24 protein-coding genes and 1 pseudogene are annotated in these 24764 nt (G+C 72.8%); 12 read left to right on the plus strand and 13 right to left on the minus strand.

The genetic code is table 11. The annotated features are described in order from the left end of the window. Positions 1-176 precede the first annotated feature (176 nt). Genes DTL70_RS01790 through DTL70_RS01805 form a run of 4 tightly spaced genes read left to right on the plus strand, consistent with a single transcriptional unit; the run spans position 177 to position 5140 of the window. Positions 177-557: an acyl carrier protein gene (locus DTL70_RS01790; RefSeq protein WP_220183585.1), complete on the plus strand. Its 381-nt coding sequence runs from the start codon at positions 177-179 to the stop codon at positions 555-557. Continuing rightward, complete coding sequence (locus DTL70_RS01795) at positions 554-2902, plus strand: type I polyketide synthase (protein WP_114020042.1); 2349 nt, start codon at positions 554-556, stop codon at positions 2900-2902. Before DTL70_RS01790 ends, DTL70_RS01795 begins: the two co-directional genes overlap by 4 nt. Positions 2903-2907: 5 nt before the next feature. Next, positions 2908-4266, plus strand: coding sequence for a crotonyl-CoA carboxylase/reductase (gene ccrA, locus DTL70_RS01800; protein WP_114020043.1), 1359 nt, complete (start codon positions 2908-2910; stop codon positions 4264-4266). 40 nt (positions 4267-4306) lie between these two features. After that, the gene (locus DTL70_RS01805) at positions 4307-5140 is read left to right on the plus strand and encodes an SAM-dependent methyltransferase (RefSeq protein ID WP_114020044.1); all 834 of its coding nucleotides are present in this window, start codon (positions 4307-4309) and stop codon (positions 5138-5140) included. A 68-nt stretch (positions 5141-5208) separates the two neighbouring features. Here the strand turns inward: DTL70_RS01805 and DTL70_RS01810 are convergent, their stop codons facing one another. After that, positions 5209-5790: a DoxX family protein gene (locus DTL70_RS01810; RefSeq protein ID WP_114020045.1), complete on the minus strand. Its 582-nt coding sequence runs from the start codon at positions 5788-5790 to the stop codon at positions 5209-5211. A gap of 85 nt (positions 5791-5875) precedes the next feature. Beyond that, positions 5876-6817, minus strand: a complete 942-nt coding sequence (locus DTL70_RS01815; protein WP_114020046.1) for a DUF5996 family protein — start codon at positions 6815-6817, stop codon at positions 5876-5878. 262 nt (positions 6818-7079) lie between these two features. Here DTL70_RS01815 and DTL70_RS01820 point away from each other — a divergent pair, with 262 nt between their 5' ends. From DTL70_RS01820 to DTL70_RS01830, 3 genes are all read left to right on the plus strand, one after another. Further along, positions 7080-8303, plus strand: a complete 1224-nt coding sequence (locus tag DTL70_RS01820) for a slipin family protein (RefSeq protein WP_114020047.1) — start codon at positions 7080-7082, stop codon at positions 8301-8303. A 487-nt stretch (positions 8304-8790) separates the two neighbouring features. After that, positions 8791-9558: a lysophospholipid acyltransferase family protein gene (locus tag DTL70_RS01825; protein WP_114020048.1), complete on the plus strand. Its 768-nt coding sequence runs from the start codon at positions 8791-8793 to the stop codon at positions 9556-9558. A gap of 94 nt (positions 9559-9652) precedes the next feature. After that, positions 9653-10711, plus strand: coding sequence for an NAD-dependent epimerase/dehydratase family protein (locus DTL70_RS01830; RefSeq protein WP_114020049.1), 1059 nt, complete (start codon positions 9653-9655; stop codon positions 10709-10711). Positions 10712-10795: 84 nt separating this feature from the next. Here DTL70_RS01830 and DTL70_RS01835 read toward each other — a convergent pair whose 3' ends face one another. The 8 genes from DTL70_RS01835 to DTL70_RS01870 all read right to left on the minus strand — a co-directional run bounded on the left by DTL70_RS01835 (position 10796) and on the right by DTL70_RS01870 (position 18253). After that, positions 10796-12460, minus strand: a complete 1665-nt coding sequence (locus DTL70_RS01835; protein WP_114020050.1) for an alpha/beta hydrolase — start codon at positions 12458-12460, stop codon at positions 10796-10798. A gap of 151 nt (positions 12461-12611) precedes the next feature. Further along, positions 12612-13391, minus strand: coding sequence for an urease accessory protein UreD (locus tag DTL70_RS01840; protein WP_114020051.1), 780 nt, complete (start codon positions 13389-13391; stop codon positions 12612-12614). Beyond that, entirely contained in the window at positions 13388-14125 is a 738-nt protein-coding gene (gene ureG, locus DTL70_RS01845; protein WP_114020052.1) for an urease accessory protein UreG, read from the minus strand. The genes DTL70_RS01840 and ureG overlap by 4 nt, the downstream gene beginning before the upstream one ends. A gap of 158 nt (positions 14126-14283) precedes the next feature. Then, a complete protein-coding gene (locus tag DTL70_RS01850) occupies positions 14284-14952 on the minus strand; it encodes an urease accessory protein UreF (RefSeq protein WP_114020053.1) in 669 nt (222 codons plus the stop codon). Between the two features lie 53 nt (positions 14953-15005). Next, positions 15006-16727 (minus strand): urease subunit alpha, encoded by a 1722-nt coding sequence (locus DTL70_RS01855; RefSeq protein WP_114020054.1) that lies wholly within the window; start codon positions 16725-16727, stop codon positions 15006-15008. Further along, the gene (locus DTL70_RS01860; RefSeq protein WP_114020055.1) at positions 16720-17031 is read right to left on the minus strand and encodes an urease subunit beta; all 312 of its coding nucleotides are present in this window, start codon (positions 17029-17031) and stop codon (positions 16720-16722) included. The genes DTL70_RS01855 and DTL70_RS01860 overlap by 8 nt, the downstream gene beginning before the upstream one ends. A gap of 25 nt (positions 17032-17056) precedes the next feature. Next, positions 17057-17359 carry an urease subunit gamma gene (locus DTL70_RS01865; RefSeq protein WP_114020056.1) on the minus strand — a complete coding sequence of 101 codons (303 nt, stop codon included), beginning with the start codon at positions 17357-17359 and terminating at the stop codon, positions 17057-17059. Positions 17360-17614: 255 nt separating this feature from the next. Beyond that, positions 17615-18253, minus strand: coding sequence for a TetR/AcrR family transcriptional regulator (locus DTL70_RS01870; protein ID WP_114020057.1), 639 nt, complete (start codon positions 18251-18253; stop codon positions 17615-17617). A gap of 143 nt (positions 18254-18396) precedes the next feature. Here DTL70_RS01870 and DTL70_RS01875 point away from each other — a divergent pair, with 143 nt between their 5' ends. Next, positions 18397-19434, plus strand: a complete 1038-nt coding sequence (locus DTL70_RS01875) for an ABC transporter permease (RefSeq protein ID WP_245978914.1) — start codon at positions 18397-18399, stop codon at positions 19432-19434. A 122-nt stretch (positions 19435-19556) separates the two neighbouring features. Beyond that, the gene (locus DTL70_RS01880) at positions 19557-20558 is read left to right on the plus strand and encodes a M28 family metallopeptidase (protein WP_245978915.1); all 1002 of its coding nucleotides are present in this window, start codon (positions 19557-19559) and stop codon (positions 20556-20558) included. Between the two features lie 57 nt (positions 20559-20615). Here DTL70_RS01880 and DTL70_RS01885 read toward each other — a convergent pair whose 3' ends face one another. Next, positions 20616-20936, minus strand: a complete 321-nt coding sequence (locus tag DTL70_RS01885) for a type II toxin-antitoxin system Phd/YefM family antitoxin (RefSeq protein WP_114020058.1) — start codon at positions 20934-20936, stop codon at positions 20616-20618. Positions 20937-21142: 206 nt separating this feature from the next. Between DTL70_RS01885 and DTL70_RS01890 the strand changes: the two genes are divergently transcribed. From DTL70_RS01890 to DTL70_RS01900, 3 genes are all read left to right on the plus strand, one after another. Next, positions 21143-21781, plus strand: a complete 639-nt coding sequence (locus DTL70_RS01890) for an ATP-dependent Clp protease proteolytic subunit (protein WP_114020059.1) — start codon at positions 21143-21145, stop codon at positions 21779-21781. A 7-nt stretch (positions 21782-21788) separates the two neighbouring features. After that, the gene (locus DTL70_RS01895) at positions 21789-22103 is read left to right on the plus strand and encodes a hypothetical protein (RefSeq protein ID WP_114020060.1); all 315 of its coding nucleotides are present in this window, start codon (positions 21789-21791) and stop codon (positions 22101-22103) included. Positions 22104-22459: 356 nt separating this feature from the next. Next, positions 22460-22723 (plus strand): hypothetical protein, encoded by a 264-nt coding sequence (locus DTL70_RS01900; RefSeq protein ID WP_114020061.1) that lies wholly within the window; start codon positions 22460-22462, stop codon positions 22721-22723. A 43-nt stretch (positions 22724-22766) separates the two neighbouring features. On the opposite strand, the gene DTL70_RS01905 is transcribed toward DTL70_RS01900, so the two are convergent. Together DTL70_RS01905 and DTL70_RS01910 are read right to left on the minus strand one after the other, a co-directional pair. After that, positions 22767-23198 (minus strand): ATP-binding protein, encoded by a 432-nt coding sequence (locus DTL70_RS01905; RefSeq protein ID WP_114020062.1) that lies wholly within the window; start codon positions 23196-23198, stop codon positions 22767-22769. A 250-nt stretch (positions 23199-23448) separates the two neighbouring features. Continuing rightward, positions 23449-24656, minus strand: a pseudogene (locus DTL70_RS01910) (aminotransferase class I/II-fold pyridoxal phosphate-dependent enzyme). Positions 24657-24764 lie beyond the last annotated feature (108 nt).

The raw sequence follows: 24764 nt of genomic DNA on the forward strand, positions 1-24764 counted from the left end.
ACGCCCACACCACCGGCACCACACCCACCTGGACCACCCCCCACCCCCCCCCCCACCCCCCCCCCCCCCCCCACCCCTTCCAACACCACCACTACTGGCTGAAATCGAACCCGGCAGGCGCCCGCAGCCCTGCCCCCACGGTCGGGGCCGCAGCGGAAGAGGGCGACGCCGCGCCCGTGCCCCGGGACCGTTTCTCCGGGCTCTTCGGAGACGAGCTCTTCGACGCGTTGCTGGCCCTCGTGCGCACGCACGCCGCCGTAGCGCTCGGGCACGACTCGCCGGAGCCGATCGTGTCCGACCGCACCTTCCAGGAGCTGGGGTTCGAGTCGCTGACGGCGGTCGACCTGCGCCGTCGGCTGGTCGCGGAGACGGGTCTTGAGCTGCCGGTCAGCGTGGCCTTCGACCACCCGACGCCCACGCTGCTGGCGGAGCACCTGGCCGAGCTGTTCGGCGAGGGCGAGAGCGAGGCCGGCTCGGAGCTGGCCGATGCGACGGACGACGAACTGTTCGCGCTGATCGACGCCGGCAACTCCGACGACGCGGAGGCAGCCCGGTGAGCGGCGAGTCAAAGCTGCGGGAGTACCTGCGCAAGGCCACCGCCGCGCTGGAGGAGGAGCGCCGGAAGGTCGGCGAACTCGGCGCACGGCTCGCCGAGGCGGAGCGTTCGTCGAGGAACGATCCGGTGGCGGTGATCGGCATGGGCTGCCGCTGGCCCGGTGGCATCGACACCCCGGACGAGCTGTGGCGGGCGCTGGCGGAGGAGCGGGACTGCCTGTCCCCGTTCCCCGCAGACCGGGGCTGGGACGCGGCCGGTCTGTACGACCCGGAGCCCGGTGTCACGGGCCGGTGCAGTGTGCAGGAGGGCGGCTTCCTCGCGGGCGCCGCGTCGTTCGACGCGGAGTTCTTCGGATACACGCCCGAGGAGGCCGCCGGTACCGACCCGCAGCAGCGGTTGCTCCTGGAGACGGCGTGGGAGGCCGTGGAGAGCGCCGGGATCGATCCGTCGACGCTGGCCGGGTCGCCGACGGGCGTCTTCGTCGGGCTCACGCCGCAGGGGTACGCGGGGACCGCCGGCGGGCGGGAGCGGCCCGAGGAGGGCACGGACCATCTGGCCGTCGGCACCCTGCCCAGCGCCGCGTCCGGGCGCATCGCCTACGTCCTGGGGCTGCACGGCCAGGCGTTCACCGTCGACACCGCCTGTTCCTCCTCCCTGTCCGCGCTGCACCTGGCCCGCCGGGCGCTGCTGTCCGGCGAGTGCACGCTGGCGTTCGCGGCGGGCGCCACCGTGATGGCCGTGCCCGATGTGTTCCTGGAGCACAGCCGGTTCAGCGCCCTCGCGCGGGACGGTCGTACGAAGCCGTTCTCTGCGCGGGCCGACGGCGGCAACTGGGCAGAGGGGGCAGGGGTACTGCTGCTGGAGCGGCTGTCGGACGCCGAACGGCACGGGCACCCCGTGCTCGCACTGGTGCGCGGTTCGGCGGTGGACCAGAACGGCAGCAGCAACGGTCTCGCCGTGCCCAACGGCCCGGGGCAGCGCCGGGTGATGGCACGGGCGTTGGCGGACGCCGGGCTCTCGGGCGCCGACGTCGACTACGTCGAGGCGCACGGCACGGGCACCCCTCTGGGGGATGCGATGGAGGCGGAGGCGCTCCTCGCCGTCTACGGGCGGGAGCGGCGGCCCGAGGCACCACTGCTGTTCGGCTCGGTCAAGTCCAACCTGGGGCATACGCAGTCGGCGGCCGGCATGGCGGGCGTGATGAAGGCGGTGCTCGCGCTCGGGCACGGCAGGGTGCCCGCGACCCTGAACTGCCTGCCGCCGCTGGAGACCGTGGAGCGGGCCGGCGGTGTCCTGAAACCCGTGCCGGCCGGGCGGCCGTGGCCGAGTACGGGCCGCCCCGAGCGGGCTGCCGTGACGGCGCTCGGCGCGGGCGGCACCAATGGGCACGTCGTCCTGGAGCGGCCCGCGCATCCTCCCTGGGAACGGCCGGCGCCCGCCCGGAATGTGCGGCCGCTGCCGTGGCTGCTGTCCGCGAAGGATCCCGCCGCCCTGCGCGGTCAGGCCCGGAAGCTCCTCGCCCACCTCGAGGCGCACTCGGCCCAGTGGCCCACCGCGGACATCGCGTACTCCCTGGCCGTGACGCGGACGGCGTTCGCGCACCGGGCGGCCGTGTGCGGCGCCGACCGGGGGCAGTACCTGGCGGGGCTGCGGGCGCTGGCCGGCGGGGAGGCGTCGCCGTGGGTGAGGTCAGGGCACGCGGGCACCGGCCGCACCGCGCTGGTCTGCGCGGTGCCCTCCGCCGCCGCACTGCCCTGGCATGACAGCCTCCCCTGGGAATGGACCGCGTTCAGGGACGCCGTCGCGGACCTCGACGAGGTGCTGATCCCGTACGCGGGCGGGCGGTCCCTGGCGGAGCTGCTCGGCCCGGCGGGAGCACCGGTCGCGGCCGAGGACGCGGAGCTGGCCGGGTTCGTCGTGATCGTGGCGCACGCCTGGCTGTGGCAGGCGTGCGGAGTCCGGCCCACGACGGTGCTCGGCGAGGGCCCAGCCGGGTGCTGGGCCGCCGCCCTGCTGCGAGGCGAGCGCACCCTGGAGGCGGCGCTCGCCGGGCTCGCGGACGGCGCCGAACCGCCGGCCGCGCCCTCCCTGGCGGGATCGGGCCGCGCGACGATCGCGCTGCCGGCCGTGCCCGAGGCACAGTCCGCCCGGTCCTCCCCGTCCGCCGGGCCCCCCTCCTTCGCCTGCCGGCTGGGCGACGCCTTCGTCTCCGGTGTCCGGCTGGACCGGGAGGCGGCCTTCGGCGGGCCGGACGTGCGGCGCGTCCCCCTGCCGACCTACGCGTTCGCGGGAGCACACCACTGGTGGCTCCCGGCATCTTCCCCCGCCCCCGCCGAACAGAGGTGAGCAGCATGTCCTTGACCGATGCCGTGCTGTCCGGGGCCGCCCCGGACGAACTGGCCCGCGCCCCGCTGCCCGACTCCTTCACCGCGGCGCATCTGCGCGTCGAGGACGAGAACATCTTCGCGGGCACCGAATCCGCAGACAAGGACGTACGCCGCAGCCTGCACGTCGGCCAGGTCCCGACGCCCGAACTCGCCCCGGACGAGGTACTGGTCGCCGTGATGGCCAGCTCCGTCAACTACAACACCGTCTGGTCCGCGAAGTTCGAACCGCTCTCCACCTTCCGCTTCCTGCGCTCCTACGCCCGCCACGGCGGCTGGGCCGCCCGGCACGACCAGCCCTTCCACGTCCTCGGCTCCGACGGCTCCGGCGTCGTCGTCCGGGTCGGCACAGGCGTGCGGCACTGGCGGATCGGCGACCACGTACTGATCAACGCGGCCCGTGTCGACGACCAGGAACCGGCCAACCAGGCGGACGGCATGCTGGGCGAGCACCAGCTGGCCTGGGGGTACGAGACGAACTACGGCGGGCTCGCCCACTACGCGGTGGCGCGGGCCAGCCAGCTCATCCCGAAGCCGCCGCACCTGACGTGGGAAGAGGCCGCGACGGTCCCTGCCTGTGCGGGGACCGCGTACCGCATGCTCGTCAGCGACCGCGGCGCCCGGATGAAGCAGGGCGACGTCGTGCTGATCTGGGGCGCCTCCGGCGGCCTCGGCGCCTACGCCGCCCAACTGGTCAGGAACGGCGGCGGAATCGCCGTCGGCGTGGTCAGCTCGGAGGAGAAGGCCGAGGCGGCCCGGAAGCTGGGCTGCGACGCCGTCGTCAACCGGCGGGAGATCGGTATCGAGGACGCAGGTGGTGACCCGGAGCTGACGCTGAAGGCGGGCAAGCGGCTCGGGCGGCTGGTCCGGGACGCGGTGGGGGCGGATCCCGACATCGTGTTCGAGCACGTGGGCCAGTCGACGTTCGGCATCTCGGTGTTCGTGGTCAAGCGCGGCGGCACCGTCGTCACCTGCGGCTCCAGCACCGGCTACCACCACACCTTCGACAACCGCTACCTGTGGATGCGGCTCAAGCGCGTCGTCGGCAGCCATGTCGCCAACCTCCAGGAGCAGGTGGAGTGTGCCCGGCTGTTCACCCTCGGCGGCATCGTGCCGGCCCTGTCCTCCCTGTTCCCCCTGGCCGAGGTCGGCGAGGCGACGCGGCTGGTGCAGCTCAACCGGCACATCGGCAAGGTCGGCGTGCTCTGCCTCGCCCCCGCGCCCGGCCTCGGCGTCACCGCGCCCGACCTGCGCGCCCGCATCGGCGAGGACGCTCTGAATCCGCTACGCCAGTTCGCGACCGGCCCGGCCACCGCGGTCGGCTGACCCCGTTTCACCGTCCGCACCCATCGAGAGGAAGATCCACATGACCGACTCCGCACAGACCCTCCCCGAGCCGGAGGCCGTCGGGGCGCTGTACGACCGGCTCACGCGCACCGCGCTGAACGACGGCACCTTCAACCCCAACATCCACATCGGTTTCTGGGAGACCCCGGACTCCGAGGCCACTCTCGAAGAGGCCGTCGACACGCTGACCGATGTGCTCATCGAACGGCTGCTGGTGGACGGCTCCCACCACGTCCTCGACCTGGGCTGCGGGGTCGGCGGCCCGGCACTGCGGGTGACGCGGCAGACGGGGGCCCGGGTCACCGGCGTCAGCATCAGCCAGGAGCAGGTGAAGACGGCCAACCGGCTGGCCGAGGAGGCCGGGCTCGCCGACCGGGCCGTGTTCGAACACGGCGACGCCATGCACCTCCCCTTCGAGGACGGCTCGTTCGACGCCGTGATGGCCCTGGAGTCGATCATCCACATGCCGGACCGGCAGCAGGTGCTCACCGAGGCGGCACGGGTACTGAAGCCGGGTGGGCGGCTGGTGCTGACCGACATCTTCGAGCGGGCGCCCCGCAAGGAAGTGCCGCACCCGTCGATCCAGAAGTTCTGCCGCAACTTCATGGTGACGCTCGCCGACGCCGACGACTACGTGGCCCTGCTGCACCGCTCGGGTCTGCGCCTGCGCGGCCTGCTGGACATCACCGAGCACACCCAGCAGCGCACCTTCCGGGAACTGGCCCGCCCCACAGCCGAAGAGGACCGCCCCGAGGCCCTGGGCCAGACCAATCTGCCGGACCTGTTCCGACCGGCCGATATGCTGGGAGTGGAAGAGTTCGGCTGCCTCCTGGCAGCGGCAGTACGCCCCTGATCCCTTGCGGGGTCGCCACGTTGTGACCGGCAGGCAGGCGACGAGGACCGGGGCGCCGGCCGGCTCCCTCACTCGTCCCGGGACGTCTCCTGCATCGGCTCCTGGGCGTCCGGAGCGCTCGGAGCCTCTTCGGCGTTCTCGGACGCGCGCAGTTGGCTGTTACGGGACTTCACCGCGGCCGTCGCCCCCGCCGCCGCGGCGGCGAGGGCCGCGGGCACCATCCAGACGCGGTTCAGGTGATGGCCGCACGCGTGGTCCAGGGAGATCCTGCCAGGACCCGCCACCGCGATGCTCGCGCCGACCAGGCCGTACAGGGCGGGCAGTTCGTAGCCGCCCGAGGTGTTGAAGAAGCCGTTGGGGGCGTGGACCGCGGCCGCTCCTGCCATGCCGCCGACCACCGCCGCGCCCCCCGCGGGGGTGGCGAGCCCGAGGGCGAGCAGCGCGCCGCCTCCGGCCTCCGCGAGGCCGGAGGCCACCGCGCTGGCTTTGCCCGGCTTGTAGCCGAGTGACTCCATGAACTGGGCGGTGCCCTCCAGGCCGTGGCCGGAGAACCAGCCGAAGAGTTTCTGGGCGCCGTGGGCGAACAGCACGCCGCCCGCGCCGAGGCGCAAGGTCAGCAGTCCGAGATCGCGTCGGTCGAAGCATGTCACGGCAGTACCTCCTGGAGTCTGATGGCTGAGGGGGCCGGGGAACAGCGGTCGGGTACCCGCGTACAGCGGCCGGGTACCCGCACGCTCAGCGGCGCTCGTCCCAGCGGTCCGGGTCGGTTTCGAGAGCCGGTCTGTCCCAGCCCCCGTTGTCGGCGGCTGCCTCGTAGGTGCTCTGCAGGAAGGACATCAGTGCCGCATCAGGGTTCTCGGCGGTGCGCACCGCCTCGTAGGGCAGCAGGTACTGCCCGTTCTGCGGGCTGTAGTGGGCGTCGGCGGGTGCGACGGGGTGGGAGCGGAAGCCGTCGGGTTCGGGGTAGGCGTACGCGTAGAAGGCGCCCTCCTCTCCCCCGCCGGGCCAGAATCCGCAGCTGCTCAGTTCCCGTGAGTAGCCCTCGACCATGACCCAGTCCCCGCAGTTGGGAGCACCGCCCGGGTGGGTGGGGGCGGAACGTCCGGAGAAGCGGGTGCAGGCCAGGTCCATGGCGCCCCAGAAGAAGTGCACCGGGCTGACCTTGCCCGCGTAGCGGGCTCTGAAGGCACCCATGACGCGGTCTGCCTGCAGCAGTTGGCGCCAGAACAGGTGCGCCGCTTGTGCGTCGTAGGAGGCGTGCCGGAGGTCCTCGGTGAAGGGGATCGCCGGTTCGACCTCGTTCGGGTGGTCCTGGATCGGGGCTTCGATGCCCAGTTCGTCCAGGGCCCGCATCGTCTCGTGGTGGAACCGGGCGACCGGCTTGGGCGCCAGGGGAACGTGCCGGGTGCCGCCGTCGCTGGTGCGGATGTGCAGCCCGTGGTCGACGAAGTCGAACTCGATCTCGAAGGCTCCGGTGCCGTACGGGATGCTCGACGTGGTCAGTCCTCGCGCGCTGACGTAGAAGGTGACCTGCCACCAGTGGTTGACCAGCGGCGCGTGTGCGAGCCGTACCTTGCCGACGATCTGCGTCCACATGTGCAGGGTGTCCCTGGTCTCGGACCAGTCCGCCACCTGCAGGCGGGGCCACGCCTGCCCTGTGCGAGGTGTCTGGGTCATCGTTGCGCCTCCCGGCTCGGCGTCACGAGCGCGCCGCCCCCGCGGCTCTCCCAGGTTCGGGCCCGCGCGGGGCGGGGGCAACTCGGGCGCGTTGCCGGTGACGGTGGGTCGCCTCCTTCTCGGCGGTGCGTGACGGTGGCGCGGGGCGGGGCGGGGCGGGGCGGGCCGGGGCGCACGGGACGGGTCCCTTCGCCGTCCACTCGCCCGAACGCGTCGGCCCGATCTACGCTGTTAACAGCAGCTTTGGACGGTAGGTGCCGACATGCCGGAAATTCTGATAACTGTCATCGTGATCGTCGCCGCGCTCGCGCTCCTGGGTGTCCTGTCGTCGGTGCGCGTGATCAAGCAGTACGAACGCGGGGTCGTACTGCGCCTCGGACGGCTGCTCGGAGAGGTGCGACGACCGGGGGTGACGCTCGTCGTTCCCTTCGTCGACCGGCTGCGCAAGGTGAACATGCAGATCATCACCATGCCCGTCCCCGCCCAGGAGGGCATCACGCGGGACAACGTGACGGTCCGCGTCGACGCGGTCGTCTACTTCAAGGTGGTGAAACCGGCGGACGCGGTGATCCGGGTCGAGGACTACCAGTTCGCCGTCTCGCAGATGGCCCAGACCTCGCTGCGGTCGATCATCGGAAAGAGCGACCTGGACGATCTCCTCTCGGACCGGGAGAAGCTCAACCAGGGCCTGGAGCTGATGATCGACAGCCCGGCCGTCGACTGGGGAGTGCAGATCGACCGTGTGGAGATCAAGGACGTGTCGCTGCCGGACACCATGAAACGGTCCATGGCCCGGCAGGCGGAGGCGCACCGTGAACGCCGGGCCCGGGTCATCAACGCGGACGCGGAGCTCCAGGCCTCGAAGCGGCTCGCGGAGGCGGCCGAGCAGATGTCGGTGCAGCCGGCGGCGCTGCAGCTGAGGCTGCTGCAGACCATCACGGCTGTCGCCGCCGAGAAGAACTCCACTCTCGTCCTCCCCTTCCCGGTCGAACTCCTGCGCTTCCTGGAGCGCGCGCAGCAACCCGACACGGAGGGCCCGGATTCGTCCGCGCAGGGCGCCGCCCCCTCAGCGTCGCGGAAGCAGCCGGCCGCAGCGGAAGCGGGGGCAGGCGCGGCGGAGGAGGACGCACGGGGACGTGCGGTCGGGCGCGGCCCGCAGCAGGAGGTCGCCCGCACTTTCCGTTCCGCTCCGCAGGGGCGAAGGTCGCGCACTGAGGCGGCCGCGCCGGATATCACGGGCCTCCTCGCCGGGTCCCTGCCGTCCGACCCCGCCGCGGCGCCGCGTGATGCGGCCATGGCGCTCCCGGAGTTGCAGGTGACCGGGCTTCCCACGGCGGCGGACGCCGTCGAGCGCGGCGCGGGAGACCGGGGCCGGGAGCCCACCGCCGAGGACGACGAGGAGATCACGGAGGAGCGGCCTTCGGAACCGGAGCGCTCAGGACACGGCCGTCACCACCGTCACCGCCGCGGCAAACGCGCGGCCTGAGTTCTCCGTCCGCCCCCGGGGCCTCGTCGCCCGGGGGGTTCACGGCTCTCGTGCGCGAAGAAACCTTCCACTCCGTGGAGGGGCTACGATCGTTACCTGGATCACACGACGATCACACGGCCTGGCAGGTCGTCGGCGCGTCGGGCACGTCAACCATGCCAGGCACGCCGGCCGTGCCGGGCCTGTCTGCAGGGAGTCAGCATGGACCCGATCGGACCCGCTCGCGGACGGTCAGGCATACGCACGGCCCTAGGGTCTGTCGTTTGGATCTGGCTGGATCAGGGAGCGGGGTCCGGTGCGTGCTCTCGCAAGGCGGAGGAGGAAGTCCCTGCGGAGCAGCGGCGACCGACGACAACGCCGCGAGAGCGCGTGCCGGGGCCCGCGAGCCCAGCAAGATCCAAACGAGAGGCCCCAAGCCGCCGGGTGGACTCGCCTGCCTGGGGCGACCCGGCAGCCGAGCCGCTCGCGTAGGGCCCGGAGGCGACCGGTGTTCTACTACGTGCTCAAGTACGTGTTGCTGGGGCCGCTGTTGCGGCTGGCCTTCCGGCCCCGGATCGAGGGTCTGGAGAACGTGCCGTCGGAGGGCGCGGCGATCGTGGCGGGGAACCATCTGTCCTTCTCCGACCACTTCGTGATGCCCGCCATCCTCAAGCGCCGCATCACCTTCCTCGCCAAGGCCGAGTACTTCACGGGTCCTGGTCTCAAAGGACGGCTGACGGCAGCCTTCTTCCACAGCGCGGGGCAGATTCCCGTCGACCGTTCGGGCAAGGGGGCGGGCCAGGCCGCCATCGACGAGGGGCTGCGGGTGCTGCGCAGGGGAGAGTTGCTCGGCATCTACCCGGAGGGCACCCGTTCGCACGACGGCCGCCTCTACAAGGGCCGGGTCGGCGTGGCGGCGATGGCGCTCGGCGCGGGGGTGAAGGTGGTGCCGTGCGCGATGGTCGGCACGTTCGAACTCCAGCCTCCGGGGAGGAGGCTGCCGCGCATGGGACGGGTCACCATCAGGTTCGGTGAGCCGCTGGACTTCTCCCGCTTCGCGGGTATGGAGAACGAGCGGACGGTGCTGCGGGCGGCCACCGACGAGATCATCCACGAGATCCTGCGGCTGTCGGGACAGGAGTACGTGGACATGTACGCCCCCGACGCGAAGGCGGCGCAGGACGAGGAGCGCGCCCGGGGCAGGCGTCCGAAGGGACGCTCGCGGGGACCGGCGGGCGGGGCAGGCGCCGACGGGCGGCACGGCGCGGGACGTTGAGGGGCCGCGGCGCCGCGGAGGATGCGCCGTCGGCGTAATCGTCGAGGGCGAAACCCTGCTGACCGCCGGGCCGCCGCAGGCCTAGCGTGCCTTCATGGCAAACGGATCACGAGCCCTGGTACTGGGCGCGACGGGTCAGATCGGGCGCGCGGCGGTGCGTGCGCTGGCCGGGGACGGGTGGGAGGTGACGGCCGCGTCCCGTGGCGGCGGGCGGGACGCGCGATGGCCGTCGCAGGTGCGCGCCGTCGCGGTGGACCGGGATGAGCCCGGTGCGCTGGAGGCGGCCGTGGGCGACGGCTTCGGCCTGCTGCTCGACGTGACGGCCATGACGGCTGTGCACGCCCGGCAGATCGCGGGCCTCGCCGGCCGGATCGGCTCGGCGGTCGTCCTGTCCACCGCCGCCGTCTACGAGGACGAGGAGGGCCGCAGTTTCGTCACCCAGGACGAGCCGGACGGCTGGCCGCGCTACCGGGTGCCCCTCGCGGAGACGGACCGCGCCATGCGGCCGGACGAGAAGGTGTACGGCGCGCGCAAGGTGGTCGTCGAGAACGCGCTGACGGCGCTGGGCGACCGGTTGCCCGTCACGATGCTGCGGGCGAGCGCCGTGTACGGCCCGTACTGCCGCACCCCGCGCGAGGCGTACTTCGTCAAGCGGTGGCTGGACGGGCGCCGGGTGCGGGTGCTGGCGTACAACGGGGAGAGCCGTTTCCACCCCGTCCATGTCGACAACATCGCGGAGCTGGTGCGTCTCGCCGGGCGCCGTCCCGGGTCGCGGGTGCTGAACGCCGCCGATCCGCAGGCGCCGACGGTCGCCCAGATCGCGGAACTGCACGACGAGGCACTCGGCTGGGAGTGCGAGACGGTGCTGATGGACGGCGCGCCGCCCGCCGACGCGCCGTCGGTGGGCCTCACCCCGTGGTCGCTGCCGCATCCGCTGGTGCTGGACATGTCGGCCGCCGAGCGGGAGTTGGGCTACCGGCCGGTGACCACGTACGAGCAGGCGCTGCCCGAGACGGTGGAGTGGCTGGCAGACCACATACGGGGCCGGGACGTAGCCGAGGCGCTGCCGAGGCTGGCCGCGGCGTACGAGCCGCTGGAGCGCCTGTTCGACTACGCGGCCGAGGACCGCTGGCTGGCGTCACACGGGCGGTGAGAGACGGCTGAGGGGCGGACCGGAACGCATCCGGTCCGCCCCTCGCGGCTGCCTGCCCTCAGTGCGCGTCCCTCGCGGACGGTGTCACGGAGTGCGGGCGGGCACGGCCGCGGCCTTGGCCTTCGCCGACGCCTTGGCCGCGGACTTGACCGGCTGCGGCTCGGCGTGCGGCGAGCAGGTCACGTCCTTGGCGTCGACGGTGCCCTTGAGCAGGTAGGCGTCGACACGCTTGTTGATGCAGTCGTTCTTCAGGTTGGTGATGCCGTGCGAGCCCGCGCCCTTCTCGGTGATCAGACGGGAGCCCTTGAGCCGCTTGTGCAGCTCGACGCCACCGGGGTAAGGAGTGGCCGCGTCGCGGGTGGCCTGGATCATCAGCACCGGGTGCGAGGTCTTGGCGTGGATGTTCAGCGGCTTGTGCTGCTTGAGGGGCCACACGCCGCACGGGTAGTTCATCCAGGCGTTGGACCAGGTCAGGAACGGGTACTTCTCGTGCAGCCGGGTGCTGTCGCGGTCCCAGGTCTTCCAGTCGCGCGGCCACTGCGCGTCGTTGCACTCGACGGCGGTGTAGACGGCGTTGCTGTTCTCGCCGGCCTTGTTGCCCTCCACGTCCGACATGTCGGGGGCCGCGGCCTCGATCAGCGGCTTCTCGTCACCGCCCAGGTAGGCGGCCCACACCGAGGCGACCTCGGCCCAGGCGGAGTCGTAGTACGGGGCGCTCTGGAAGAAGCCCAGCAGCTCGGAGGGGCCGACGACGCCGCCGATGGGGTCCTTCTTCGCGGTGGAGCGCAGCTCGCGCCACTTGGCCTCGATCTTCTCGGGCGTCGAGCCGATGCCGTAGACGTCGTCGTGCTTGGCCACCCACTTCTTCCAGTCTTCCCAGCGGGTCTGGAAGGCGATGTCCTGGTCGAGGTTGACGTCGTACCAGATCTTCTTCGGCGAGGGGTTGACGATGCTGTCGGTGATCATCCGGCGGATGTGTCCCGGGAACAGCTCCGCGTAGACCGCGCCCAGGTACGTGCCGTAGGAGACGCCGAGGTAGTTGAGCTTCTTGTCGCCGAGCGCGGCACGGATGACGTCGAGGTCGCGGGCCGTGTTGGGCGTGGTCATCTGCGGCAGGAGGTCGCCGCCGCGCTCCTTGCAGCCGTCCGCGTACTCCTTGGCGAGCTTGCGCTGGGCGCGCTTGTCAGCCTCGCTGTCGGGCACCGGGTCGTCCTTGGGTGCCTTGACCCACTCCTGGGGGTCGGCGCAGGAGATGGGCGCGGAGTGGCCGACGCCGCGCGGGTCGAAGCCGACGAAGTCGTAGGCGGTGGCGGCCTTGGCCCACAGCGGGTTCTTGTCGGGGATGCGGTTGGGGAAGGCCATCCCGGAGCCGCCGGGACCGCCCGGGTTGTAGACGAGGGAGCCCTGCCGCTTGCCCTTGCCGCCGGTGCTGCGGGCCCGGTCGACGGCGAGTTTGATCTTCTTGCCGTCGGGCTTGGCGTAGTCGAGCGGCACGGTCACCCAGCCGCACTCGACGCCGTCCTTCAGGCCCCAGTCCGCGGGGCAGTCCTTCCAGTCGACACCGGTGCGGGCGGCGCGGGCGGCCGCCTTGTGGACGCCGCGGGCCTCGGCGGAGCCGTGCCGCCCGGTGTGCTGCGCGTGGGTGCCGGTACCGTCGGCGAACGCGTTCGGTACGGATATGAGGCCGGCCGTGAGGGCTCCGGCGGCGAGGGTGCCGGCGGCGGCTATGGCCGCCTTCCGTCTGGTCACGTGTACTTGTCCCCCTTCGGGTGCTGCCGCATGTGTGACGGCGGTGGTCGGTGACCACGGTGGTGGTGTCAGGGGGATCCTTCTCCCTCACGGGCGGTAAGGGACAGGGCAGAGGTTGGTTCTTTACCAAGACGTATCTTTGTGCCGCGCCTCACCAAGAAGTGAAGGTCAGCGCCTCGTCGAGCACCCGCCGCAGCCGCAGCGCGTCCTGCGCCACAGCCGTCACCAGCACCCCGGGACCCGCCAGCGGGGTGACGGCGGCCGTCTCCCCCAGCAGCCGCGACTGCTCCGGCTCGTCGCCCAGACCGGGGTCCACGACGAGGAGTTGGCCCACCGCCCGGTGCCCTCCCAGTACCGCGCCGTCGTCCCAACCGGGCGCGCCGGGGCCGAAGTCGAGCTGCTGGTCGAGCAGCGGACGCCCGGCGTACCGCACCGTCAGGCGGCTGGTGAGCCGCCCAGGGCCCTCCCCCGCGCGGCCGAGCACCTGCTCGTCCCGCAGCACGAGGCGGGCGCCGGGAGCCAGCTCGGCACGGATGCGCTGGCGCAGTTCGCTGCCGCACACCGAGATCAGCGGCTCGGGCAGCCAGTGCAGCAGGCCGCCCTCACCGACCTGAAGCCATACGTCCCAGTGGGCGGGGTCCGCGGTGCGGCCCGGCAGGGCCAGGGTGGCGGCGCTGCCGTCCACCCGCAGCGCCGCGCCGGCGCGGACGCGGGTCTCGATGGCCAGCCGGTCACCGCCCAGGGGCGCGCTCATCGCCCCCACCAGGGTGACCCGCGCCCGCGAGGGGTCGGCCGAGCGGGTACGGCGCACGGCGAACGGCCCCTCGCCGCTGCGCAGCGGCAGCGCCGTGCCGCCGCGCCCGTCGGGCGCCGCGGTGATCCGGGCGTGGGCCCGCACGCCGGTTACGGGCAGCGCTGTCGCCGTCGTCATGCCTGGTGACCGGCGTGGGCCGCCGCCCGCTCAGGCTCCGGCCGAGGCGCGTCCGCCGCGCCCGTCCAGTCCGCGAGGCGGGCGCGCACCCAGTCGGCCACCGGTTCCACACCGGGCTCGCCCCGCAACGACTGGAAGGAGACGGGGAGTTCGCCGCGCTGCTGCCTGGCGTCCCGCGCCATGCCCTCCAGGTCGGAGCCCACGAAGGGGGCCAGGTCGGTCTTGTTGACGATGAGCAGGTCGGCCGTGGAGACGCCGGGGCCGCCCTTGCGGGGGATGTCGTCGCCGCCCGCCACGTCGATGACGAAGATCTGCTCGTCCACCAGGCCCTTGGAGAACGTCGCCGTCAGGTTGTCGCCGCCGGACTCGACCAGGACCAGGTCGAGCGGGCCGACCTCGTCCTCCAGGTCCTCGACCGCTTCGAGGTTGGCGGAGATGTCGTCCCGGATCGCGGTGTGCGGGCAGGCCCCCGTCTCCACCGCGGTGATCCGCTCGGGCGGCAGCACGGCCTCGCGGAGCAGGAAGGCGGCGTCCTCGCGGGTGTAGATGTCGTTGGTGACGACGGCGAGCGAGAGCCGGTCGCGCAGCGCGCGGCACAGCGCCGCCACGGTCGCGGTCTTGCCGGAGCCGACGGGGCCGCCCAGTCCGACGCGCAGCGCCCTGCGGCTGCCGTCGGCCCGGACGGCCGAGGCGCTGTGCCGCTCGGGGTAGGTGGTGGAGTGGTCGAGATGCACGGGGTCCTCCGGGAAGTGCGGGCGGGGGTAGGGGTCGGGGATGGCGGGGGGTGAGGGGTGAGGGGGTGACGGCCGGCCCCGGGAGACGGGGCGCTGCGCCGTGCGGCGGCGAGCGGGCGGGCCGACCGTCCCCAGGAGGCGAAGCGGGCGGGCCGTGCTCAGGAGGCGAAGAGGCGTACGGGCCAGGCCGCGTGCTGCTCAGCGGTGATCTCCAACAGCGGTGCCGAGGCGGCGGGCAGGTCCTCGACGGGGCCGCGGGCCGCCTCCTCGGCCCGTCTCGCCACCTCCTCCATGTCGGGGGCGAGACGCGCCAGGACGGCGGTGGCGTCGAACGGGTCGAGGCCGAGCAGGCGGACGACCGCCGTGGCGGGGCCGCTCACGTTCTCGTACGCGGCGGCGTGCGCGGCGTCCAGCGGGGTGAGGCCCGCGGAGCGCGCCGCCAGGCCCAGCACCACCGGCTGGTGCGCGCCCTTGGGCCGGGCGGCGGCCAGCGCGTCGAGGCCGGGTCCCGGCCAGGTGGCCCGGGCCGCGCGCATCATCTGCCGGCCCAGCCTGCGTGCCGTGCGCCGCAGCGCGGGCGAGGACGTCCGCGCGTCGGCCGCCTCGTCCAGGGCGAGCGGGTCGGTCCCCGCGGCGGCGGCCGCCGCGAGGGCCGCCGCCGTCAGGCCGGCTGTGTGGAGCCGGCCCGCGCAGAAGCGGTGCAGGCTCGCCGCGTCCCGGATCCGGCCCGCCTTCACGGCGGCCTCGGCACCTGAGGAGTGGGCGTGCCCTCCGGCGGGGAACCTGCCGTCGGCGAGCACCAGCAAGGTGGCGGCGCCAGCGCGCATGGTGTGAACCTCCAGTCGTCTCCCGGCGCTCGGCCGCGGGGAGAGGGTGTCGCTCAGAACAGGAAGTACCGCTGCGCCATCGGCAGGGTCTTCGCCGGGGACGGGTCGACAGGGTCGCCGTCGATGGTGACGGTGAAGGTGTCGGGGTCGACGCGTACGTCGGGGCGGGCGTCGTTCTGGCGCATGTCGGCCTTGGTGACAGGGCGGGTGTCGCGGATGGCGACGAACCGCTTGGTCAGGGCCAGCCGTTCGGGCAGGTTGTCGTCGAACGCGGTCCGGGTCACGAAGTTGACGGAGTTGGCGCCCGGGGCCCGCCCGGTGGCGCCGAACATCCGCCGCGGCAGCACCGGCTGCGGGGTGGGGATGGACGCGTTGGCGTCGCCGATCTGCGCGTAGGCGACCTGTCCGCCCTTGATGACGAGCTGTGGCTTGACGCCGAAGAAGGCGGGGTCCCACAGCACCAGGTCGGCGAGCTTGCCGGCTTCCACGGAGCCGATCTCGTCGTCCATGCCCTGCGCGACCGCCGGGTTGATGGTGTATTTGGCGACATAGCGACGTGCCCGGAGGTTGTCGGCTCGCCCGTCGCCGGCCAGGGCCCCGTACCGCTCCTTCATCACGTGCGCGGTCTGCCACGTGCGCAGCACGACCTCGCCGATGCGGCCCATGGCCTGGGAGTCGGACGAGATGATCGAGATGGCGCCGAGGTCGTGCAGGGTGTCCTCGGCGGCGATGGTGCTGGGCCTGATGCGGGACTCGGCGAAGGCGAGGTCCTCGGGCACGGCCGGGTTCAGGTGGTGGCAGACCATCAGCATGTCGAGGTGTTCCTCGATGGTGTTGACGGTGTGCGGCCGCGTCGGGTTGGTGGACGAGGGCAGGACGTTGGCCTCGCCGACGACGGTGATGATGTCGGGCGCGTGCCCGCCGCCCGCCCCCTCGGTGTGGTACGCGTGGATGCCGCGCCCGGCGATCGCGGCGAGGGTGTCGCCGACGAACCCGGCCTCGTTGAGGGTGTCGGTGTGGATGGCGACCTGGGCACCGGTCTCGTCGCAGACGGACAGGCAGGCGTCGATGGCGGCCGGGGTGGCGCCCCAGTCCTCATGGATCTTGAACCCGACGGCGCCGCCGCGCAGTTGGCTCATCATGGCCGGACGGGAGACGGTGTTGCCCTTGCCGAGCAGGCCGACGTTGACCGGCAGCCCGTCCATGCCCTCCAGTGTGCGGGCCGTGTGCCAGGCACCGGGGGTGACCGTGGTGGCCTTGGAGCCCTCGGCGGGCCCGGTGCCGCCGCCCACCAGCGTGGTGATGCCGGAGGCCAGCGCCTCGTCGATGAGCTGCGGGCAGATGAAGTGCACGTGCGCGTCGATCGCCCCGGCCGTGAGGATCTTGCCGTTGCCCGCGATGATCTCGGTTTCCGGGCCGATGACCAGGTCCGGGTGGACACCGTCCATGGTGTCCGGGTTGCCTGCCTTGCCGAGCGCGACGATCCGCCCGTCACGGATGCCGACGTCCGCCTTGACGACGCCCCAGTGGTCGAGGACGAGCGCTCCGGTGACCACGGTGTCCGGGGTTCCCTCGGCGCGGGTGACCAGCGACTGCCCCATGGACTCGCGAATGACCTTGCCGCCGCCGAAGACGGCTTCGTCGCCCGAGCGCCCGGGGCCGCCGGACAGATCGTCCTCGATCTCGACGACGAGCGCGGTGTCGGCCAGCCGTACGCGGTCGCCGGTGGTGGGGCCGAAGAGGTCGGCGTAGGCGGCGCGGGACAGCTCAAGCATCGAGGGGGCCTCCAGTGGCGGAACGCAATCCGGCGACGACGCGCCGGCCGCCGATGGGTACGAGGGCGACGTCGACGGGGATGCCGGGCTCGAAGCGGACGGCGGTTCCGGCCGCGATGTCCAGGCGCGTGCCCCGCGCGGCCTCGCGGTCGAAGTCGAGTCCGGGGTTGGCCTCGGCGAAGTGGTAGTGGGAGCCGACCTGGACGGGCCGGTCGGCGGAGTTGAGCACGGTCAGCCGGGTCACGTCGGCGCCCTCGTTGACCGGCACCGGCTCTGCGGCGTAGAGGATCTCTCCGGGAATCATGGTGTGCGGCTCCTCGTCGGCGCGGTCAGGCGATCGGCTCGTGGACGGTCACGAGCTTGGTGCCGTCGGGGAACGTCGCCTCGACCTGCACGTCGTGGAGCATTTCGGGGATCCCCTCCATGACGTCGTCGCGCGTGAGGACCGTGCGTCCCGACTCCATCAACTGCGCGACGGTGCGCCCGTCCCTGGCGCCCTCCAGCACGTGCACGGTGATCAGCGCGGTCGCCTCGGGGTGGTTCAGGCGCACTCCGCGGTCCTTGCGCCGCTGTGCCACGTCGGCGGCGACATGTATGAGCAGCCGCTCCTGCTCGTGCGGGGTCAATTGCATACTCTCCACCTCACCGTCGTCACCGCGCCCGGGAACGCCCAGGTCACTGCGGCGACGACACACGCCGGTAGATGTATCACACACGCGACACCACGGCCGCAACTGCCCCTGAGGTTACGACGCCACTGTTTCGGTGCCGTAAACACCTCTCTCCGCAGCTATCGGCGGCCGCCCGCACGGCACACAGGGCTCGTCGGGCGCCCTGGACTCACAGGGCACAGAGGGCACCCGGCGAGCACCGCGCGCTCCTGACGCTCAGGCCGCCGGGGCGCCACCCGGATGCTGCGGCGCCGACATGGACACCAGGGCGCGCAGCCCCCTCGCGAACTCCTCGGGCGCGATCCCGCCCCACAGCGCCTGCTGGACGAAATACCCCTGCACCGCGCCGATCAGGGTGCGGGCCACGTGCACGGTGTTGGCCTGGGGATCGACCCAGCCCCACGCCTGGTACTCCTCGACGAGGCGCGCCCACTGCACCGAGAGCCGGGCGTACGCCTCGTTCAACGCGTCGGCCAGTTCGGGGTTGCGCAGCCCCTCGCCCCACACCTGGACGAGCAGGCGGGGCAGCTCCCGCTGATCCTTTCCCGCGCCCATGTCCTCCTCGAGCCTGCCGAAGACCTCACGGAAGAGCTCGTCCGGCGTCGGCGGCACCTCGGCGGCCGCCACCCGCTCGAACGAGGCGCGGATCGTGGCCAGCGCTTCTTGCGCCACGCCCACGACGATCTCGTCCTTGCCGCGGAAGTACCGGTAGACCGCGCCGGCGGACAGCCCGCTCTCCCGCAGCACGTCCTGCATGGAGGCGGCGTGGAAGCCGTCCCGCAGGAAGCAGCGGCGGGCGCCGTCGAGGATCTGGCGACGGCGGGCTTCGAGGTGTTCAGGGGAGACGCGAGCCATGACGCCAGCCTAAAACGAACGTTCTTTCTTGACAATCACCCCGGACGGCGACACGGTGTCCCCGCCATTAAAAACGAACGCTCATTCTCTCTCGGTGACGCCTGCACCCCGACGCGCCGCCCCGGCCGACGAAAGGTCGCCCCATGACCACACCGGAAGCACCCACCTCCGCGCCCAGGCCAGGACGCGCCCGCAAGCTGCCTGGCCCCCTCGTGGTCCTGGTCGCCGTCCCCCTGCTCGTCTCCTTCGCGCTGTGGGCCTTCGCCTGGCCCGCGGCCCGCACCGCACCCCGCGACCTGCCACTCGGCGTCGCCGGACCCGCCGCGGCCACCGCACGCGTGGAGGCCCGGCTGGAGCAGCACCCGGACGCCTTCGCGCTGCACCGCTACGCGGACGAGGCCGCTGCCCGCGAGGCCATACGCGACAGGGACGTCTACGGCGCCCTCGTCGCCACCCCCGGGGGGCCGAAGCTGCTGACCGCGAGCGCGGCCGGTCCCGCCGTCGCCCAACTGCTGACCCGGGCGGCAGCCGAGGCCGCGCCCGACGGCACCCGGCTGCGCACCGAGGACGTCGTCCCCCCGCCGCCGGGCGACCCGCGCGGCTCCGCGCTCAGCGCGAGCGTGCTGCCGCTGGCCCTGGCGGGGGTGGCGACCGGGGCGCTGGTGACCCTGATGCGGCTGCGCGGGACGCGAGGCATGCTCGCGCTGCTCGCGGCGGCCGCGCTGGTCGGGCTCGCCGCGACCGCCCTCACCGACAGCTGGCTGGGCGTGCTGGCCGGCAACTGGTGGGCGGAGGTCGGCGCGTTCGGTCTCACGGTGCTGGCGGTCAGCTCCGCCGTCGCCGGGCTCGGCGTCCTGCTGGGGCCCAAAGGCATCGGCGTGGGCGCGACGCTGACGGTACTGCTGGGCAATCCGTGGTCCGGGGTGCCGTCCGCGCCCGAGCTCCTGCCCGACCCTGTCGGCACGCTGGGCCAGTGGCTGCCGCCGGGGGCCGGGGGCACGCTGCTGCGCGGGGTCGGATTCTTCGACGGGCGTGCCGTGGACACCCCCGTGCTGGTGCTGACCGTCTGGGCGGTGCTCGGTCTGACCGCGCTCGCGCTCGGCGGGCTGCGCGGCGGCCGGCAGCGCGCCGCGCAGCCCCTCTCCGCCGGCCGCGACACCCCGTCCGCTATGCGCTCTTGACGGGAACAGCGCCGCGCCAGCAGTCTCATGTCCGCGTCAATCGCCTCGCCGCTCCGGGCGACGGCCGCCGTCATCGGCGCACCCCCCCCCACATCCCCCCACGACAGCATCGGAGCCCAGCAGTGACACGCGGACAGATACGCGGTAGCTCCACCGGCACCCCGCGCAGACAGCCCCGCCGCACCGCACTCGCCGCCGCCTCCAGCGCGGCGCTCGCCCTCACCCTCCTCGGCGCCGCCGGGGCACAGGCCAGCCCCGGTGGCGGCGAGAAGGGGCCGCACACCGCCGAGGCGCCGGACATCTCCGTCGCCGCCGTCCAACAGGACCTCGAGGACCTTCAGTCGGTCGCGGAGGCCAACGGCGGCAACCGTGCGCACGGCCGGCCCGGCTACAAGGCCTCCCTCGACTACATCAAGGAGAAACTGGACGCCGCCGGCTACAAGACCACCATCCAGGAGTTCGACAACAACGGCAGCACCGGATACAACCTCGTCGCCGACTGGCCCGGCGGAGCCACGGATTCCACCGTCATGACCGGAGCCCACCTCGACTCGGTCTCCTCCGGCCCCGGCATCAACGACAACGGCTCGGGCTCCGCCGGGATCCTGGAGACGGCCCTGGCCGTCGCCAAGGCCGACCTGAAGCCCTCCAAGCACCTGCGGTTCGCCTGGTGGGACGCCGAGGAGGAAGGCCTGGTCGGCTCGCGCCAGTACGTCGAGCGCCTCAGCCAGGACGAGATCGGCGCCATCGACACCTACCTCAACTTCGACATGATCGGCTCCCCCAACGCGGGCCACTTCGTCTACGAGGACGACCCCTCCGTCGAGGCCGTCTTCACCGAGTGGTTCCAGTCCAAGGGCATCGAGACGGAGGCGTCCGAGGAGGTCAACGGGCGCAGTGACCACGCCTCGTTCAAGGACGCGGGGGTCACCGTGGGCGGCAGCTTCACCGGCGCCGGCGAGACCATGACGCAAGCTCAGGCCGACAAGTGGGGCGGCACGGCGGGCGAGCCGTACGACGCGTGCTACCACTCGGTGTGCGACGACCTCTCGAACATCAACGAGGAGGCGCTCGACCTGCACAGCGACGCCATCGCGCACGCGGTGTGGGAACTCAGTTCCTGAGCGCCGCGCACGCGGTGCGGGAAAGCAGCCCCTGAGCGCCGCGAATGCGCGTGGCGTTCAGCTCCCCTGGCCCGGTCGCCGGTCTCCGGCGGCCGGGCCGCGGTGTTCGGCGGCGATACCGAACCTTTGGGGCTCGGCGGCCGCGGCACCCCCGCCGGCCTCGCGGAACCCCGAGACGGTGCTGATGATCTCTTCCGCCTCCTGTTCGCCGGCCTGCCCGTCCGTCGCCTCCAGCCGCTCCAGGTCCGCGGCCGGAACCAGCCCCACGAGCGGTTTTCCGTGCCGGGTGACGACCACGCGCTCGTTCCCGTAGACGACCCGGTTGATCAGATCCGCCAGCTCGGCCCGGGCCTGCGTCACCGGAATCTCGTAAGCCATCCCCCCATTCTAGGGGGCGATGAAACCCCAGCTCAGCGCATGTTCACGGGCCTCCTCACGCCTGGTCGGCGGGCCGGGCGCTGCTTCGCCCGCAGCGGAATCGGGCCCGGAGCAGGGGACGTTGGCCGCTGTTCGTGGTGAGATGCTCGACGTACGTTCTGTACAGTCCGTACGTTTCTCACGCGACGACAGTGGAGTGCGACGCCATGCGGAACCAGCCGACGGCCCGGTACGTCCTGCCCGAGTACACAGAGCGCACCAGCAGCGGAACGCGGAGGATGGATCCGTACGCGAAGCTGATGGAGGAGCGGATCGTCTTCCTCGGAACCCAGATCGACGACACCTCGGCCAACGACGTGATGGCCCAGTTCGTGCACCTCGAACACACCGCGCCCGACCAGGACATCTCGCTCTACATCAATTCGCCGGGCGGCTCGTTCACGGCGATGGCCGCGATCTACGACACGATGCGGTTCGTCACCTGCGACATCGAGACCGTCTGCCTGGGGCAGGCCGCGTCGGCGGCCTCCGTCCTGCTGGCCGCCGGCACCCCGGGCAAGCGGCTCGCGCTGCCGGGCGCCCGCGTCCTCATCCACCAGCCGGCCCTCGCCGAACCCGCGCAGGGCCAGATCGCCGACCTGGAGATCCAGGCCCGGGAGATGCTCAGGACCCGGGAGAAGCTGGAGGAGCTGTACGAACGCCACACAGGCCGGCCCCGCAACCGGATCAGCACGGACCTCGAACGCGACAAGATCTTCACCGCCGAGGAGGCCGTCGAGTACGGGATCATCGACCGGCTCACGGCCAGCCGCAAGACCTCCCCCGCGCACCCCGTGCGGAGGTGAGCCGGCCATGGGGAGCCACCCGTGTCCTTCCGACCTGCCGCCGCTGCCCGCGCTGACGCGCGCCGAATGCGACGTGGTGGACACCTACCTGGAAGCCCTCGACCTGATGGGCAGGATCAATCCGGCGCGCGGCAGCGACACCTACCGGAGCCTGCGTGCCGCACAAGGGCTGGTCAGCAAGGCGGTCCGGCTGCGGGACGCGCTGACGCTGATGCACGAACGAGGCGAGAGCGAGCTGCACGCGGAGACGCTGGAGCGGGCACTGCGCGTGCTCGACGGGGAGCGGCGTGCGGGACTGGTCGGGCCGCCACGGCGTGGCTAGAGCGCGGACCATGACGTCGGCAACCGCGCCGCTCTCGCCGGGACGGCCCGGAGCGGTGAGCGGCGCAGTTGCCGGGCGCGGTCGCGACGGCCGCCACCACGGGCTGCGCCCGTACCTGCGACGCATGTCAAGTCGTCACCTCCTCAACCGGTGACGTCTTCACCGGAGCAGGAGCCCGGAGGGGGGTAGGTGCACCAGGGGCGGAGGGGTAGGCACCTGGCGGGCCGGGGGGCCCGCACCAGTGCGTCGTCGTGCGGAAGGCGTGAGGCTGAACTCGCCTTTGATCAGCGACGTCTGGAGGAACTCGTGTCCAACTCCGCCTCACCGTTCCCCCGCAGGCCCCCCCGACGGGGCCGATGGCGGCGGCGCTGCGCACGACCGACGCCCTATGCACCGACTGGGCCCCCCGCGCACCGGTCCGGCTCTACATGGCGACGGGGGACGAGCAGGCCGTCACCGCCAACACGGAGCGCTGCCAGGAGGCTCTGCGCGCCAGCGGCGTGGAGGCCCCGGTGGTTGACCTCGGCGCTGTCGACCACCAGGGATCCCGTCACCTGGGGTCCAACGTGGCGGCCACGTCGGCGATCGTGCGCTGGTTCGGTGAACTGCGCCGACGGTGACTCCCGCGGCGCCCCGGGGAAGCCGACTGGTGCCCGCCGGCCCTCAGGCCGTCGCCATGGGCATCCAGGGGAGGTCGACCCAGACGGTCTTGCCGCCCCGTCCCGCGGGGGCGACGGTCATCCGGCCGCCCGACTCCGCTGTCAGGGCACGGATGATGGCCAGGCCGCGCCCGTTGTCCTGCTGCACGGCGGCGGGGAGGCGGCGCGGCCTTCTCGGGTGGGAGTCGCTCACGCCGAGGCGCAGCCACTCGGCGCCCTCCAGCCGCAGGTCCACGGTGAAGACCGGCGACTGCCCGCAGGTGTGCTGGACGGCGTTGGTGGCGAGTTCGGAGACGATCAGGCGCAGCGACTCCATGACGTCGGTGGACTCGCCCAGGCCCCAGGAGAGCAGGACGTCCGTGACGTGTCTGCGTGCCGCGGTGACGGAGGCGGGGGCGCTCGGCAGCGTGAGCGTCGCTTCCTGGTTGTCTGCCATGGCGAGGGCGTCCCTTTCCCGGGGGCCGTGGGCTGCCGCGTCGTGCGGCGGCGGGCGCCGGTGTGAGGAGAGCGGGAGACGGAGCGGCCCGGTCGACCGCTGCGCGACAGAGTGCCACTCCGCCGGGGACTGTGCGGCCGAACCTGCTGGTTGCACCGTCAACTGTCGCTCGAAGCGGTGAACTTGTCGGCGAGGGCTCACCTCTGTCCGCCTTGGGACGTAACGCGGCGTACCCGCCGGTCCGGCTCCGTCAGCCGCCGCTCGGGGCGGTCGCGATCACGGCGTCCACGGCCCGCGTGAGAGCGGCCCCGTCCAGGTCACCGCGTGCGGTCAGCCGCAGCCGGGAGACGCCGTCGGGGACGGACGGCGGGCGGAAACAACCGACCTGGACGCCCACGGCCCGCAGCGCGGCGGCCCACGCGAGAGCGGCCCGCGCGGACGGCGCGCGGACGGCGACGACCGCGGCGTCGGGGCGGGTGGCGTCGAGACCCGCGGCGGTGAGCCGGCTGTGCACGGCGGCAGCCGCCGCGCGGGTGCGGGCCGCCCGCTCGGGTTCGCGGCGCAGCAGCCGCAGCGCGCCGAGGGCGGCTCCGGCCGCCGCTGGGGCGAGGCCGGTGTCGAAGATGACCGTGCGGGCGGTGTTGACCAGGTGGGCGATGACGTGCGCGGGGCCGAGGACCGCGCCGCCCTGGCTGCCCAGCGCCTTGGAGAGGGTGACGGTGGCGACCGTGCCCTGAGCGCCCGCGAGCCCGGCCGCGCACAGTGCTCCTCGCCCGCCCTCGCCCACGACGCCGAGACCGTGCGCGTCGTCGACGAGCAGTCTGCGCCGGCGTCGGCACAGACGGCGGCCAGCGCGCCCAGTGGTGCCGCGTTGCCGTCGACGGAGAAGACCGAGTCGGTGACGACGAGCGCGCTCTCCCCCGGGGCGCGGGCCGCGAGTTCCCTGGCGACGGCCTCCGGGTCGGCGTGCGCGGCGACGGCCGTACGGGCGCGGGAGAGGCGGCAGCCGTCGATGAGCGAGGCGTGGTTGCGGGCGTCGGAGACGAGGAGCCCCGGGCCCGCGGGGTCGGCGGTGCAGGCGGTGACGGCGGCGAGGTTCGCCGCGTACCCGGAGGAGAGGACCAGCGCCGCCTCGAAACCGCAGAAACCTGCCAGTTCCGCTTCCAGTTCGGCGTGCAGCTCGGTGGTTCCCGTGACCAGCCGGGATCCGCCGGCGCCCGCACCCCAACGGCGGGCGGCCCGGGCGGCCGCCGAGGTCACCTCGGGGTGGCGGGAGAGCCCGAGGTAGTCGTTGCCCGCCAGGTCGAGCAGCGCGGAGTCTGCGGCCCGCGGCGTCAAAGTGCGCAGCAGTCCGGCCGTGCGGCGCGATCGCAGGACGTCGGCCGTCCAGGCGAAGGGGTCGGCGAAGGGGGTCACTGCCGTGTACCGGGCAGCGTCGTGGGCCGGGTCCGTGGGCATGGCGCTCTCTTCGTCCGGGCGTCGTCGTACCCCGGCCAACAACCGGGGCGTTTGTATATAGTCAATAGAACGTAACCTGTCATGCCGGACGTCGAGGTGTGACAACGT

The organism is Streptomyces diacarni, from assembly GCF_003323715.1.
GTDB classification, from domain to species: domain Bacteria; phylum Actinomycetota; class Actinomycetes; order Streptomycetales; family Streptomycetaceae; genus Streptomyces; species Streptomyces diacarni.

Excerpts from the sequence above, each read along its gene's own strand:
- DTL70_RS01855 (WP_114020054.1), bottom strand. The coding sequence starts at position 16,727 with ATGCTTGAGCTGTCCCGCGCCGCCTACGCCGACCTCTTCGGCCCCACC.
- ccrA (WP_114020043.1), top strand. The coding sequence starts at position 2,908 with ATGTCCTTGACCGATGCCGTGCTGTCCGGGGCCGCCCCGGACGAACTG.
- DTL70_RS01890 (WP_114020059.1), top strand. The coding sequence starts at position 21,143 with ATGCGGAACCAGCCGACGGCCCGGTACGTCCTGCCCGAGTACACAGAG.
- DTL70_RS01815 (WP_114020046.1), bottom strand. The coding sequence starts at position 6,817 with ATGACCCAGACACCTCGCACAGGGCAGGCGTGGCCCCGCCTGCAGGTG.
- DTL70_RS01900 (WP_114020061.1), top strand. The coding sequence starts at position 22,460 with ATGGCGGCGGCGCTGCGCACGACCGACGCCCTATGCACCGACTGGGCC.
- DTL70_RS01875 (WP_245978914.1), top strand. The coding sequence starts at position 18,397 with ATGACCACACCGGAAGCACCCACCTCCGCGCCCAGGCCAGGACGCGCC.
- DTL70_RS01870 (WP_114020057.1), bottom strand. The coding sequence starts at position 18,253 with ATGGCTCGCGTCTCCCCTGAACACCTCGAAGCCCGCCGTCGCCAGATC.
- DTL70_RS01840 (WP_114020051.1), bottom strand. The coding sequence starts at position 13,391 with ATGACGACGGCGACAGCGCTGCCCGTAACCGGCGTGCGGGCCCACGCC.
- DTL70_RS01820 (WP_114020047.1), top strand. The coding sequence starts at position 7,080 with ATGCCGGAAATTCTGATAACTGTCATCGTGATCGTCGCCGCGCTCGCG.
- DTL70_RS01865 (WP_114020056.1), bottom strand. The coding sequence starts at position 17,359 with ATGCAATTGACCCCGCACGAGCAGGAGCGGCTGCTCATACATGTCGCC.
- DTL70_RS01905 (WP_114020062.1), bottom strand. The coding sequence starts at position 23,198 with ATGGCAGACAACCAGGAAGCGACGCTCACGCTGCCGAGCGCCCCCGCC.
- DTL70_RS01885 (WP_114020058.1), bottom strand. The coding sequence starts at position 20,936 with ATGGCTTACGAGATTCCGGTGACGCAGGCCCGGGCCGAGCTGGCGGAT.
- DTL70_RS01860 (WP_114020055.1), bottom strand. The coding sequence starts at position 17,031 with ATGATTCCCGGAGAGATCCTCTACGCCGCAGAGCCGGTGCCGGTCAAC.
- DTL70_RS01850 (WP_114020053.1), bottom strand. The coding sequence starts at position 14,952 with ATGCGCGCTGGCGCCGCCACCTTGCTGGTGCTCGCCGACGGCAGGTTC.
- DTL70_RS01805 (WP_114020044.1), top strand. The coding sequence starts at position 4,307 with ATGACCGACTCCGCACAGACCCTCCCCGAGCCGGAGGCCGTCGGGGCG.
- DTL70_RS01830 (WP_114020049.1), top strand. The coding sequence starts at position 9,653 with ATGGCAAACGGATCACGAGCCCTGGTACTGGGCGCGACGGGTCAGATC.
- DTL70_RS01895 (WP_114020060.1), top strand. The coding sequence starts at position 21,789 with ATGGGGAGCCACCCGTGTCCTTCCGACCTGCCGCCGCTGCCCGCGCTG.